Origin of the sequence: Halopseudomonas oceani, assembly GCF_963677335.1 — a bacterium.
Classification (GTDB): Bacteria; Pseudomonadota; Gammaproteobacteria; order Pseudomonadales; family Pseudomonadaceae; genus Halopseudomonas; species Halopseudomonas oceani.
The window spans coordinates 2,526,440-2,539,978 of record NZ_OY781932.1; the positions used below are offsets into that span (position 1 = coordinate 2,526,440).

The following is a 13,539-nucleotide window of genomic DNA, read 5'->3' on the forward strand; positions in this document are numbered from 1 at the left end:
GCGGTTTTGCGTCAAACCACGGGTGGATTTGCAGGTTGAATTTTGGGTGGAGACGGGTGGAGATTTAGTTCAGCAAATTCAGTGTGCGGGCAATCTGAATGGCCTGCTGCCGCTCGGCGGCGCCGAGTTTGCGGAACAGGTTGTTGATGTGGGTCTTGACCGTGCTGAGGCTGACGTTGAGACCGTTGGCAATCTGCTGATTACCCTGGCCGCGGGCGATCCGCTGCAGCACGTCCTGCTCACGTCGGGTCAAGGGATCGATCAGGGTCTGCTGCGGATCTGCGTCAGCAAGCAGGGCCTGCAGTGGATGGAGCAGTTGCTTGCTGGTCGGTAGGTCAGGCAAGCCTTGCTGGCGCCGGAAGGCGGGTGACAGCAACTGACGCAGCTCGTTGCGCAGTTCCGTGCCTTCGTGCTGGAGCAATTGGCCCAGGCGGTGGCCAAGGCTCAGCTGCAAAGCCTGCTCCAGCGCTGAGTACAGTTCGGCCTGCTGATGCCCGTTTCGGGCGACTCGAGCGTTGAGCAGATGCACCTGCAACGCGAGCAGTCGGTTGCCCTGTGCACTTGCCTGCTCCTGTAGCTGGTGGGCCAGCGCCTGCGCCGCTCGAGTCTCCCCCTGATGGCAGAGCACCCAGCCGCGGGCCAGGCGTTCTTCGTAGTGCAGTGCCTCGCCGTAGTGCTCTTCACACCAGACCCATTCAGCCAGCCACTGGGCAATGATGGGCTCGTCCTGCTGACGCACCGCCAGCCGTACCCGCCAGGCGCCGGCGATGCGATAGATACCGTACAAGCGGTATTGCCATGCCAGCCTGCGCGACTCATCCCAGAGCTTGATTGCCTGCTCGGGCTGCCCCCAGGCGTCGTACAGACAGGCCTGATGGTGCAATACCCAGGGCAGGGCTGCGCTGTGCACCACCTCCAGCGCGGCTGCCTCGGCCTGGGCCAGCTGCTGGCGCGCTGCCTCAAATTTGCCTTGCTGCATCTGGACCAGCGCCTGGCCAATGTTGAGGAACAGGTCGTAGAAGGTGTTGGAGGTGGCTGCCGGGTCGTGCTGCAGCATACTCACCAGGCGCTGGTCAGCCTGCAGGGTATCGCCGCGAGCAAGGTCGATCTGGGTCAGTAGCAGGTGCAGGTTGTGGGTGTAGCCGCGGAAGGCGAACTGGGTCAGTTGTTCCAGTGCTTCATGGGCCGCCTGCTCGGCGCAATCCAGGTCGCCGAGTGCCAGCAGGCAGCTGGCGCGGTTGTAGAGCAGCACAGCGCTGGCGGCGGTACGTTGGGGCCAGTGACGCATGCTGCTGTCAGTCAACCGCAGACCATGCCGGTAGTTGCCGCCCAGTACGGCGAGTCTGCTGCGCAAAAAGGCGATGGTCTGGAACAGCCGCTCGGGGCGGTCGGCGGGCACCTGCGCCTCACGCACCAGGCGTTGCAGGAGCAGCAGGCAGTGGCGCGCACGCTCGATATCATTGGTGGCGATCACGGTACTCGCTTCAGTGATCGCCAGTGTCAGGTGATCGGTGTCACGGTCGGGCAAGTCCATCAGAAAGTCGACGATGGAGTCGACCTTGCCCTCGCGCAGCAGGTCAAAACTGTGCTGTTCGACCTCAGCCAGCAAGCGGTTGTAATCGCCGCCGCGCCCCAACTGGTAGACCGCCTCGCCATAGCAGCGATGCTGCAGCAGCCAGTCGGCGGCCTGCAGATGCAGGGCGCGCAGTGACGCTGAGTCGCGGCGTTGCAGGCGACGAAGGCAGGCGCTGCGCAGGGCGGGGTGGTAGCGGTGGGTCAGCAGGTCATCGGGGTTGGGCTGGATGAACAGATCGTGGCGAGCTAGCCAGCGAAGGATGCGTCCGGCCTGCTCGTCCCCGCTCAGCTGCGCGGCCAGCTCCGGGTTGAACGCACTGACCACCGCAGTCTGCTGAAGAAAGTACTGCATTTTGGGCGGCAGACCTTGCAGCAGCGATTGGCTGAGGTAGTCAGCGATATATTCGCTGGCGTCTGCGTTGTCAGCGCGTGCTGCCAGCGCAAGCAGCACGCCGCTGATCCAACCTTCGCTGCTGGTGCGCAGCTGGTAGATGCTGTCGTTATCCAGTATGGCGCCGCGTTTACTGGCCAGTTGTGCGATCTGGGTGTTGTCGAGCGACAGCTCACTGGTACCGATCAGCTGTAATTGCTGGTCCCTGCGCAGGTGCGCGATTTTCAGTTCGGGTAGCCCTTCGCTTGCCGCGACGATTCTTAGTTGGGGCGCGGCGAAGCCAATCAGTTCATTCAGCAGCCGTCGGGTGCTGGGCGAACGCAGCAGATGCAGGTCATCGAGAAACAGGGTGAAAGGCCGGGAACGGGCTTCGAGTGCATTGAACAACGCGGTGCCGAGTGTCTGCTCCTGTTCAGGGGACGACGGTAGCAGGCCGAACAGGGCAGCGAGATGCTGCAGAAACACCGCTGGCTGGTTGTCTGCGCTGCAGCATCGCAGCCAGCCCCAGTCGCCGTCCATGTTGACGGCGCAGGCTGCCATCAGTGTCGTCTTGCCGTAACCGAGGGGGCTGGTCAGCAGGGTTAGACGGCTGCCTGATGCGCTCAGGCACCGGATCAGTGCATCGCGTTCAAGCATGGCTGCGGGTAACGGCGGCGGGCGCAGGCGTGCACGGTTGAGTGTGACCGCTGACACTGTTCCCACTTTGCCTGCTTGCTGCAGCTCTGTCATCGACCTGCCCATCACCTTTTGCAAAGCGGCCATTATACGGCTGCAGGGCGTTGCGCATAGGGCTTGCGTCGGCTTTGGCCAGGGCGGCCTTGCGCCATTACTGATCAACACTATGCTCTAAAAAGAAAGGAAGCAGGTATTGGTTCTGACCTCCGTTAACAGTGCAGGCGCGGATGCAAGGGTGGGCGCAGGCTCGTCTTCGAGTCTTGGGCAATGAGGACGATGTGCAATGGGAAAGCACGTGAGCAGCAATCTGAAAGACGCGCGCCACGACGCCGAGGTGCTCATTCAGCTGACGCGACCTTATTTGCTCGCTGAGTGGGATGCCGCGTTGGATGCGGTCGTTGGGCGAGATACCGTGGCGCGGATCAAGCAGGGCGCTGGGCTAGGTTTGCTGGTTTCACCGCTTTCTGCGCGGCGGCTTGACGAGCTGTTTATCCAGTTGGCGAAAGGGCAGGACAGGCGTCGTCAGCTGACCTTTCTGATCGGTGACCGTTGGGTGATGCTGTCGTTTGACGGGGCGCGTCCGACGCCGGATCTGGTGCAGGTCTTCCTGCAGGATGTGACCCCCCTCAAGTTGGATGAGCGTGCCGAAGAGCAGGCTTCCCATCGGCTGCTGGCCGCGCTCCAGACAGCCTGTTCTGGCGTCTGGGAGTGGTGCCCGGATGATCACTTTGTCACCCTGTGCGAACGTGCCGCTGACTGGCTCGGACTGGGGCCGCATGCTGCGGACCTGTCGCTTGAAGCCTGTCTGGAACGGATCCATCCCGATGACCGCCAGACGCTCGAACAAGCGGTCAAGGCAGGCCTGACTCCGCGCGCGAGTTTTGACGTGGAGGAAGTTGAGCTGCGTGTACGTGCGGCTGATGGTCACTATCGCTGGATCATTGTTGCGGCGGCCACCTTGCCGGCGATGGAGAAGGGTGAGTATGCGCGGGTCTGCGGCTGCATTCGAGATGTCACCCTCCATCGGCAACTGGAACAGTTGGACGTGCGCCAGCAGGAGTTGATGTCGCTGGTTGCGGAGGTGCAGCAGGCCTTTCTGGTCGATCAAAGCCTGGTCGCCGCGTGTGACCGCCTGTTCGAGCCGCTGCTGGCGATCACTGACAGCTGGCTGGGCTTTATTGGCATTCTGCGTAACACCGAAGACGGTTCGCAGTATCTGGAGGTGCCCAGCATCTCCAATATCAGCTGGGATGACGCCAGTCGCGCCTGGTATGCCTCCCACCGGGACGAGGGGCAGTCCCTGCGCTTTCACTCGCTCAACAACCTGTTTGGCCATGTCGTCACTCACAACACGGTGGTCTGCACCGACACGGTCAGTCGGCATCCAGCCAGCCGGGGCCAGCCGCATGGACATCCGGCGATCAATAACTTTCTGGGCATTCCGCTGCGTTTCAATGGCGAGGCTGTCGGGATGATCGCGGTTGGCAACCGTGATGGTGGATACAGCAAGGAGCAAATCGAGTTGCTGGCGCCGTTTGCGACTGTGTTGGGCACCATGATCCGCGCCCGCCAGCTGGAAGAGCAGCGCGCGCAGGCTGAGGCGGCGCTGCTGCGCGAGGCGACGCATGATGCCCTCACTGGACTGGCCAATCGCAAGTTGTTTTTCAGCATGGCCGACAGCCTGTTCGAGCAGGCGCTGCGCTATGGTCAGCGGGTCTCGCTGGCGGTCATGGATATCGACTTTTTCAAGTCGGTAAACGACAAATACGGCCATCAGGCGGGAGATAAGGTTCTGCAGTTGTTTGCACAGACGCTATCCGATGCCGTGCGGCGCTCGGATGTGCATGCACGGGTAGGCGGGGAGGAGTTTGCGGTGTTGCTGACCCAGACGTCAGAAACAAATGCCCTCGATGTGCTGGAGCGATTTCGGCTGTCGCTGCAGGCGTCCTGCATCCAGCTCGACGACGACATCGAAATCGGCATTACCGTCAGCATCGGCTACTGCGACTTTTTTGATGGCCTGCACGATGTTGATCACTGGTTCAACCTTGCGGATCGTGTACTCTACCTTGCCAAGGCGCAGGGGCGTAATCGTGTGGTGCGGTGGACGCCGGACCAGACGGGCAGGTAATGCCCGCCTGAGCGGCGAATAGCCCGCAGCGGCGCTGCTATTCCAGTTCCTCGGCCTGCTGCTCCACTGCCTGCGCGTCGGCGGTCGGATTAAACTCTTCGACAAATATCTGCCAGAAGGCAATAAACAGCGCCGCAATCAGCGGTCCAATAACAAAACCGTTTATGCCGAACAGGGCAAAGCCGCCGAGCGTTGACAGCAGGACCAGATAGTCCGGCAGCTTGGTGTCGCGCCCCACCAACAGCGGGCGCAGCAGGTTATCGACCAGGCCGATGACGAGCGCGCCGAAGGCGATCAGGATGATGCCTTGGGTCCAGTGCCCAATCGCCAACAGATAGATCGCGACGGGGCCCCAGATCAGGCTGGCACCGACTACCGGGATCAGCGACAGCATTGTCATCACCACACCCCACAGCAGTGGACCGGGGATATCCAGTGCCCAGAAGATCAGTCCGCCAAGAGCGCCCTGGACTGCGGCGACCACCAGATTGCCTTTGACGGTGGCGCGGGTCACCTCGGCGAACTTGCCGAACAACTGATATTCGCGCTCATCGCCCAGTGGCAAGGCACGTACCAGCAGATTTACCAGCTCGGGACCATCGCGCAGCAGGAAGAATGCCAGGTAAATCATCAGCGCCAGGCTGGCGAAAAAGCTCAATGTTCCTTGGCCTAGCTGAACGGCATTCTGTGCCAGGAAACGACTGGAAGTAACCGCTGCATCAGTGGCAAGCGACTTGATGCGGTCGAGGTCGATATTCAAGCGTCCAAACAGGCTCTCAACCATCGGGAAGCTGGTACGCAGTTTGTCCATGATCGCGGCCGGGTCCAACTTGCCGCTTTGCACCCGCTCGTACAGCGCGTGGCCTTCCTGCACAAACGAGGTGATGACAAACACCGCCGGCAGAATACACAGCGCCATGCAGACAGTCAGTGTGGCCAGTGCGGCCATGTTTTCGTGGCCGCCCCAGCGTTTGCTCAGGCGTATATGCAGGGGGTGGAACAGCAGGGCAATCACACATGCCCAGAACACTGCGCCGAAAAAGGGTTTGAGTAGATAGAGAAAGAGAAGGGTTACAACGATCAGCAACAATAGAAATGAACGCTGCTCAAGTTTTGCCTGCATTGGCTCGGGCTCCTGCCATGGAAAACCCGATTTGAGCAGAAAAACCGGACGTTTACACCCTCCTGATAATCCAAATGATGCTCAAACTGCCCGTGCTAGCAGCATTGTTAACGGATCTGCCAACTGCTGCGCTCATCAGACCCCTGATTGAAATCCAACATTGGCCGTGGTCGAGCTTGGCGCTGGGCGTTCGGAGCGCTGGGCATTGCCGGGTGCTAACGGCAAGACTTCGGCGGGGGAAATGCTGGTGACGATGCACGGTTAGCTAAATAGAGAGCCTGATTGGTATGTCTTGTATTTCAAGTTAAATCAAAAGGTTGCTTTGGTTTTCCAGATTGAGTCTGGGATTTTTATGGGGTGGCGGAAGCACCTGACTACCAATTTCCCACCACCGCGGCAGCAGCTCGCGCACGGTACGCTGGCCGAAGCGGTCGTCCAGCAAATAGACCACGCCCTGATCCTCCGTTGTACGAATTACCCGTCCGGCTGCCTGCACTACCTTTTGCAACCCGGGGTACAGGTAGGCGTATTCGTAGCCGCTGCCAGCGCTGCCGTTGAACATGACTTCCAGCCGTTCGCGCATTTCTTCGTTGACCGGGTTGATCTGCGGTAGCCCGAGGGTCGCGATAAAGGCGCCGATCAGTCGACGCCCTGGCAGGTCGATGCCTTCGCCAAAAGCACCACCGAGCACGGCGAAACCGATGCCTCGCCCCTGTTCGTGAAAGCGGGCCAGAAAGGCGCTGCGTTCTCCTTCGTTCATGCTGCGGGACTGAGTCCAGACCGGGATATCCGGGTACAGGCGCTGGAACTTCTCTACGACCTGTTCGAGGTAGGCGTAGCTGCTGAAGAAGGCCAGATAGTTGCCGGGCTGGCGGGCAAATTGTTGGGCCATCAGTTCGCTGATCGGCTGCAGGCTGGCAGTGCGGTGCTGGTAGCGGGTAGACAGGTTGCGGATGACCGAGACGCTGAGCTGACCTGCATGGAACGGCGACTCGACTTCCAGCCATTGGCTGTCCTCGGGTAGCCCGAGCAGGTCACGGTAGTAATGGGCGGGGCTCAGGGTCGCAGAAAACAGCGTGGTGCTATGGGCGGTGGTGAAGCGCTGCTGCAGGAACGGGGCCGGCACCATGTTGCGCAGGCACAGAGTCGACAGGGTGCGGCGGCCACTGGCACCAGCGTGGCGGGTAATGTCGAACAGCGAGTGAGGACCGTAGGCTTCGGCCAGGCGACAGAACAGCATGGCGTCGAAGTAGAACAGAATCAGCGCGTTGGCGTTGCCATCGGGCTGGTCTGTCAGATGTTCGGTAATGGCGCTGACGGCTTTTTGCAGGCTGAGGATGAACAGGTCGGCAATCGCCGGGTAGATCTGATAGTCCTCGGTCTGGTCTCGGTGCAGCGCATTCCAGTGCCGGGCAACCCGGTCCAGCGGTGCTTTCAGGGCCGCCGGGGCCTGTTTGCGTAGGGTATTGAATACGCCCTGGTCCAGCTCAGCGGTATACATGCCGCGGGCGCGATCAATCAGATTGTGGGCTTCGTCGACCAGTACGGTGACGCGCCAGTCATTGAGGACCGTCAGCCCGTAGAGCAGGGCGGTCATATCGAAGTAGTAGTTGTAGTCGCCTACCACCAGATCGCTCCATCGGCACAACTCCTGGCTGAGGTAGTAGGGGCAGATGTTGTGTTTCAGGGCGATGCGGCGCACGGCGGCCTGGTCGAGCCAGTGCTCGGCAACGGCCTCGGCGCGCGCTGCTGGCAAGCGGTCGTAGAAGCCTTCGGCGAGCGGGCAGGATTCGCCGTGGCAGGCCTTGTCCGGGTGTTCGCAGGCCTTGTCGCGGGCGATGTGCTCCAGAATGCGCAGGTTCAGTGGTGTCTCGCTGTGCGCACGCAGGCTTTGCAGTGCGTCCAGCGCGAGCTGACGACCGGGTGTCTTGGCAGTGAGAAAGAAAAGCCGATCTACTTGCTGTTCCGGCATCGCCTTGAGCTGCGGGAACAGGGTGCCGAGCGTCTTGCCGATGCCGGTGGTGGCCTGGGTCATCAGCGTCTTGCCGTCACGCGCCGCGCGGTAAACCGCCTTGGCCAGTTGGCGCTGGCCGGCACGGAAACTGGAGTAGGGGAAGGTCAGCTGCTGTAACTGCTGGTCACGTACACCCCGGTGGTGGGTTTCCTGCCGGGCCCAGGCGATAAAGCGGTCGCACTGCTGGGCGAAGAACTGGCGTAGCGCGTCGGCGGAAAACGTCTCACGAAAGACGGTTTCCTTTTGGGTGACCACGTTGAAGTACACCACCGCCAGATCGATCTCTTCGAGTTGCAGCTCGGCACACAGTAGCCAGCCGTAGACCTTGGCCTGCGCCCAGTGCAGCACCCGATGGTTGTCCGGGATGCGGCTGATGTCGCCGCGGTGGGTTTTAATCTCTTCCAGCAGGTTTTGCTCGGGGTCGTAGCCGTCGGCCCGTCCGACTACCAGCAAACCGGGATAACTGCCTGCCAGCGTCAGCTCGCTGAGGTAGCCCGCGCCGCGGCGTGAGACCACGGTCTGGTGCCCGGCGATACCTTCCTGCGCGGTGGGCGCCGGGGTAAAGCGCAGGTCCAGGTCGCCTTGTTTGGCGGTGAACTCGCACAGCGCGCGCACGGCAACTTGATAGCTCATGGCGCTTCCCACTGCACATGCACTACCTCAACCGGCATCGCGTGCTCGGCACAGAACGCCAGCCAGCGGCGCTGGTTGTCTTGCAGGCGATCGCCGGGGCCCTTGACCTCGACCATGCAATAGCGCTGCTCGGCGGGCCAGAACTGGATCAGGTCGGGCATGCCGGCGCGGTTGGCGCGGATGTCTTTGAGCATGCGTTCACACCAGAGTCGCAGGTGGCGGGCAGGGATGCAGTGCAAAGCCAGTTCCAGCAGTGGCTCATCGAGCAGCCCCCAGAACACAAAGGGTGACTGCAGCCCCTGTTTCTGCTGCCATATGCTGCGGATATGCTCGCGGTAACTGCCATCGTCCAGCCGGGCCAGCGCGGCATCGAACAGCGCGGCGCGACGGTCGGCAAAGTCGGCGTCGTACAGGTCGGCTGGCCCGCTCTGGAACGGGTGGAAGAAGGCGCCGGGCAGGGGAGCAAAAATCGCCTCCCAGCAGAGCAGGCCAAACAGGCTGCCGATTAACGCATTCTCGACGTAGAACACCGGTGCATCCGGCGCAGCCAGATGGGCGGCAACAGCCAGCTCAACACCCTGCGGGTCCGGCCCCGGCAGTATCAGTTGCGTGGTTTTCGTTTCGGGTTCCGGCACGGGGCTGGGCACCGGCTGCTGGAGTTTGCGGCCAAGCCGCTTCAGGGCCCGCTCTACCAACTGCTGCTCGCTCGCAGTGTGAGGCGCCGCATGAGCCGTGGTTGCCAGCGTGTAGGCCTGTTCGTATTGCTCCAGCCGTTCATGCAGCCTGATTGCCCGCTGGCGTGCCTCGCTGTGGCTGCACTGCAGGTAGAGTGCCAGTGCCTGCTCCAGTTGCTGCTCGCGTTCCAACTGCTGGCCAAGCTGAAAGCGCAAACGCTGATGCCGACGTTCGATCCAGGGGTTGTCGGTGGCAAAAGGCGCAAGTTGAGCGACAATCCTCATGGCGTCGTCGCCAGCCTCAAGCTCGTCCCGACAACGCCTGAGAAAAATGTATTGGTCAACATCGCAGGGATGATGGAAATTGCGCGAATGGGCCGGAAACGGCACCGACTCGTACTGCTGGAGGCCGAGCTCGGTCAGCACGAACTCGCTCCAGTCCTGCGACAGATTGCCGAAAAACAGCAACCTGAAACGGGCGCACAGATCGCTGATCTGCAGGCTCAAGACATTGTCTGTCGGGATGCCTGGCCAAGCGTGCCAGGGCCTTGGTGCGTGATTACCGGCCAACAATGTATCGATCAGCGCCTGCTTGCCCAGCTTGCCGGCCTGCTCAACGCCCAGATCCAGTGACGCCAATTCCGTCTTGAGCAGCAGCCTGGCGAGGCTGGATACATCCATGGGTTCTTCAACGGACAACCAGTTCAGGTCCAGCAGAGGCTGCGCCGCGGACTCAATATCGCCGATCTCCTCATAGCGCAGCCGGCTGACGCGGAAATGATCGCCCTTGCGCATGATCAAGCGCACCAGCAGCGCCCGTGAGCGCTCGGGCAGAGTCGGAAAATGCTGAACAAACCGGCGTTCCTGCTCACCCAACAGATCGTCATAGCGCGCACCAACCCACTCCAGAACAAATTCGAAGTTGCGCAGGTAGTAGAAGTCGGTCGCGAGCAGAGCGGGCATGGCTTGAATTGGATACTGGTTGAATGTCCAGCATTGTGCGCATCTGCTCGGGTGAATTCAAGCCATAGTGGCCGCCGGTGTTCAGTGTCTGAATGATGGAACATAGCGTTCAGCAGGGGATGCTTGCTGCACTGACACCGACCTCCTAACGTGAGGGGCTGCACAACAACAAAAACAGGACAGCCCTATGACACACTTTCATGGCTTTCAACCGGGTATGGGCCGCCGCCTGTATGCCGCCGCCGATGCGGCACCCGATCTTCCCGCGCCGGATACCGTGCGCTATGAGCTGCTGGGTTTCATGGAGGGCTTTCCGCCGGCCCCCGAGAAGCTGGTTACCCGCGAAAACTACCTGGTCGAGTACCCGAAGCTGCGCTGGGCGTTCCAGCATATGCGCGAGCTTGTGCCGTCACGCCAGATCAGGCGTGGTAGTGGCGCTGCCAGTGAGTTGCCGCGTGGAGCGAACCTTGGCGACGAGATCAATGCGCTGCGCATTCCCCTGAATGACGGCAGCGAGATCGATTTTGCTGAATTTCTGTCCCGGAGTTACGCCGATGCCTGCGTCATTCTGCACCGCGGCAAGGTGATCTATGAGCAGTACCCCAATCAACCCGACCCGCTCAGCCCGCATATGCTCTGGTCGGTGACCAAGTCGTTTACCGGTCTGGTGGCAGCGATGCTGATCGCCGAGGACGTTATTGATCCGAACGCCCAGGTGACTGACCTGATTCCCGAATTGGCTGTATCAGGCTGGCGTGGTGCCAGTGTGCAGCAGGTGCTGGATATGACAGCGGACATCAAGTACTCGGAGGTCTACGCTGACGGTACGTCGGACGTGAAGTACTACGGTCTCGCTGCCGGCATTACCCATTCGCCGCAGTGGGCCGGCCCGACCCGTCTCTACGATTACCTACCCACCATCGGTGCCGCTCGCGAGCACGGTCGCTATTTTGCGTATCGCACGGTACACACCGAGGTGCTGGGCTGGCTGATTCGCCGCGCCAGCGGCAAGGATGTGGCGACCCATATTGGTGAGCGCATCTGGAGCAAACTGGGGGCAGAGGAGGACGCGCTGTTGCTGCTGGACCCGACGGGTACCGAATGGGCTGGTGCGGGGCTGAATGCGACTTTGCGCGATTTGGCCCGGTTTGCCGAGATGATGCGCGGCGGTGGACGCTGGAATGGTCAGCAGGTCATCCCGGCCGCGATCATTGAGGACCTGCAGCGCGGCGCCGATCGCGAAGCCTTTGCCGATTTCGGCCGGCGTGGCATGGACGGCTACTCCTATCACAACCAGTGGTGGATCAGTCACAACGCCGATGGCGTGTATGAAGCCATGGGGGTGCATGGGCAACTGATACACATCAATCCGGCGGCGGAACTGACCGTGGTACGTACCGCCTCTCACCCGGTTGCCAGCAATGAATTCACTTACGAGATGACCAGTGCTGCGCTGTCAGCGCTGGCCGCACACCTTCGCACCTGATCCCCTCGACCGGGCAGATTCTGCTGCCCGGTTACCTGTTCCTGATGGCCATATCATCAGAATTTCCATGTATATCAATGACATGCTGCTTTGCAACCAATGGCTGCGTTGCACTAACTAGCCATCTGCCACATCTCGGCTAGGCTTGGACTTTAAGGGATGCATGGTGGCTTTCAGCAAACCGTTCCTCTCCGTAGCGACGGAATCCTGTTAAGCGTCGACCCATAAAAATCGACCAGACAGGACGCGATTGTGATGGCCCAGTGCAGATGTTGGAACAGGAAGGCTTCATGAGTATGAGACCACAAACTGCTGTTCACCTACCCGTGCTGATGTCCAGTTTTGCTGCCTTGGTCATGGGCGGGCTTGTCGCTCTGATCTGGCCGGCGTGGGTGGCGGTCGTTGTTGCCGTTGGTGTGTCTGCCGGACTTTTCCTGTTCCTGATCGGCCGTTCTGGATCGGGTATTGAAACGCCGGATGGAGCAACAGCCTCGGCTACTCAGCCTGATCAGCGTGCGTTGAATGAACTGGGTCGTTTGCAGCAACCCGAGCTGGCGCTGTATCGCCAACAGCTGCAGGACATGTCCGCTTTGATCACCGATGGTGTTGGTCTGATCAGGCAGGCCTTTACCGACATTCACGAGTTGCTCGCTAGTCAACAGGGGGCTGTACGCAAGATGTTGCCGCGCGGCAATGGCGACAATACCCATTCCAGCCTCGACAGCTTTGCTGAGCACACTACTGAAACACTGGATACGGTCATTCGTAATGCTGCGGGCGTCGCTGAGGATCTATCCGAACTGGTCAGCAAAGTTACTGAAATCGCTGACCAGATGCCCGAGCTGATGAAGGCGGTGCACGAGATTGACCAGATCGCTGGCCAGACCAACCTGCTGGCGCTCAACGCCGCCATTGAAGCGGCACGCGCTGGCGAGCACGGCCGCGGGTTTGCCGTTGTAGCGGATGAGGTGAGGAACCTGTCGCGCCGTTCTACGCTGTTCAGTGACGAGATCAAGACCAAGCTGAACGGCATCGAGAGTGCAGTGGTGCATCTCAGCAAGCACATGGGCGATATCGCAAGTCAGGACATGGATTGGCTGACTCATTCCCGGCGGCAGGCGGAGCAGTCGATTGTTGCCCTCCAGCAGATGGCTGAGCGTGATCGTGCGCTGACCGAAGAGATCGACAGCCTGGCACTGCAGTTGATCGATGCGTCTGAGCGCGCCACCCGCGGTCTGCAGTTTGAAGACATCACCACACAGACGGCCGGATACGTAATCAGTCGTATGGAGCTGATGCAACAGATCACCTCAGCGTTGACGCGTCTGGAGGGCGAAGAGCTGATCGCCGAACTGGAACGAGTCGGTGCGCAATTAACTGCATTTCGTGCCAGCCCGGTCAGTCAGAACTCAATGGCCAGTGGAGAGGTAGAGCTATTTTAGAGGGCTGAAAGCCTCACGACTATCGACGTTGGGAGATCAAGCGGCATGGGTAAGCACATTCTGGTGGTGGACGATTCAGCATCGATTCGGCAGATGGTCGAGCACACGCTCAAAACTGCAGGTTATGAAGTAACTGCTGCAAACGATGGTCAGGCTGCACTAGAGCTGTGCGAGCGTAGCCGATTTGATTGTGTCCTGACCGATCAAAATATGCCGCGTATGGACGGCCTTACACTCATTAAGAAGCTGCGTTCAATGGGAGCCTACAGTCGAACCCCAATCCTGGTGCTGACCACCGAAGCCAGTGATGACATGAAGAGCCAGGGCAAGGCAGCCGGAGCCACCGGCTGGATGGTGAAGCCGTTCGACCCAGCCAAGCTGCTGGCGGTCGCGTCCAAGGTTCTGCCCTGAACCTGAGCCGCCTGCGGAGAC

8 protein-coding genes are annotated in these 13,539 nt (G+C 60.6%); 4 read left to right on the top strand and 4 right to left on the bottom strand.

Features of this window, described 5'->3' with window-relative positions:
• Window positions 1-64: 64 nt before the first annotated feature.
• Window positions 65-2,659: a LuxR C-terminal-related transcriptional regulator gene (locus tag ACKPCU_RS11910; protein ID WP_321346929.1), complete on the bottom strand. Its 2,595-nt coding sequence runs from the start codon at window positions 2,657-2,659 to the stop codon at window positions 65-67.
• Window positions 2,660-2,936: 277 nt separating this feature from the next.
• On the opposite strand from ACKPCU_RS11910, the gene ACKPCU_RS11915 reads away from it, so the two are divergent.
• Window positions 2,937-4,772, top strand: a complete 1,836-nt coding sequence (locus ACKPCU_RS11915; RefSeq protein WP_321346930.1) for a sensor domain-containing diguanylate cyclase — start codon at window positions 2,937-2,939, stop codon at window positions 4,770-4,772.
• Between the two features lie 37 nt (window positions 4,773-4,809).
• Here ACKPCU_RS11915 and ACKPCU_RS11920 read toward each other — a convergent pair whose 3' ends face one another.
• The 3 genes from ACKPCU_RS11920 to ACKPCU_RS11930 all read right to left on the bottom strand — a co-directional run bounded on the left by ACKPCU_RS11920 (window position 4,810) and on the right by ACKPCU_RS11930 (window position 10,179).
• Complete coding sequence (locus ACKPCU_RS11920; RefSeq protein ID WP_104739252.1) at window positions 4,810-5,895, bottom strand: AI-2E family transporter; 1,086 nt, start codon at window positions 5,893-5,895, stop codon at window positions 4,810-4,812.
• A 304-nt stretch (window positions 5,896-6,199) separates the two neighbouring features.
• Complete coding sequence (locus tag ACKPCU_RS11925; RefSeq protein ID WP_321346934.1) at window positions 6,200-8,542, bottom strand: ATP-dependent DNA helicase; 2,343 nt, start codon at window positions 8,540-8,542, stop codon at window positions 6,200-6,202.
• The gene (locus ACKPCU_RS11930; protein ID WP_321346942.1) at window positions 8,539-10,179 is read right to left on the bottom strand and encodes a VRR-NUC domain-containing protein; all 1,641 of its coding nucleotides are present in this window, start codon (window positions 10,177-10,179) and stop codon (window positions 8,539-8,541) included. The genes ACKPCU_RS11925 and ACKPCU_RS11930 overlap by 4 nt, the downstream gene beginning before the upstream one ends.
• Before the next feature lie 187 nt (window positions 10,180-10,366).
• Between ACKPCU_RS11930 and ACKPCU_RS11935 the strand changes: the two genes are divergently transcribed.
• From ACKPCU_RS11935 to ACKPCU_RS11945, 3 genes are all read left to right on the top strand, one after another.
• Window positions 10,367-11,665 (top strand): serine hydrolase domain-containing protein, encoded by a 1,299-nt coding sequence (locus ACKPCU_RS11935; RefSeq protein WP_321346944.1) that lies wholly within the window; start codon window positions 10,367-10,369, stop codon window positions 11,663-11,665.
• Window positions 11,666-11,955: 290 nt separating this feature from the next.
• The gene (locus ACKPCU_RS11940) at window positions 11,956-13,107 is read left to right on the top strand and encodes a methyl-accepting chemotaxis protein (RefSeq protein ID WP_321346946.1); all 1,152 of its coding nucleotides are present in this window, start codon (window positions 11,956-11,958) and stop codon (window positions 13,105-13,107) included.
• A 45-nt stretch (window positions 13,108-13,152) separates the two neighbouring features.
• Window positions 13,153-13,518 carry a response regulator gene (locus ACKPCU_RS11945; RefSeq protein WP_104739265.1) on the top strand — a complete coding sequence of 122 codons (366 nt, stop codon included), beginning with the start codon at window positions 13,153-13,155 and terminating at the stop codon, window positions 13,516-13,518.
• The last annotated feature ends 21 nt before the right edge of the window (window positions 13,519-13,539 follow it).

What these genes read in the sequence shown, in the direction of transcription:
- ACKPCU_RS11945 (WP_104739265.1), top strand. Translation starts at nt 13,153, where the DNA reads ATGGGTAAGCACATTCTGGTGGTGGACGATTCAGCATCGATTCGGCAG.
- ACKPCU_RS11920 (WP_104739252.1), bottom strand. Translation starts at nt 5,895, where the DNA reads ATGCAGGCAAAACTTGAGCAGCGTTCATTTCTATTGTTGCTGATCGTT.
- ACKPCU_RS11940 (WP_321346946.1), top strand. Translation starts at nt 11,956, where the DNA reads ATGAGTATGAGACCACAAACTGCTGTTCACCTACCCGTGCTGATGTCC.
- ACKPCU_RS11930 (WP_321346942.1), bottom strand. Translation starts at nt 10,179, where the DNA reads ATGCCCGCTCTGCTCGCGACCGACTTCTACTACCTGCGCAACTTCGAA.
- ACKPCU_RS11935 (WP_321346944.1), top strand. Translation starts at nt 10,367, where the DNA reads ATGACACACTTTCATGGCTTTCAACCGGGTATGGGCCGCCGCCTGTAT.
- ACKPCU_RS11925 (WP_321346934.1), bottom strand. Translation starts at nt 8,542, where the DNA reads ATGAGCTATCAAGTTGCCGTGCGCGCGCTGTGCGAGTTCACCGCCAAA.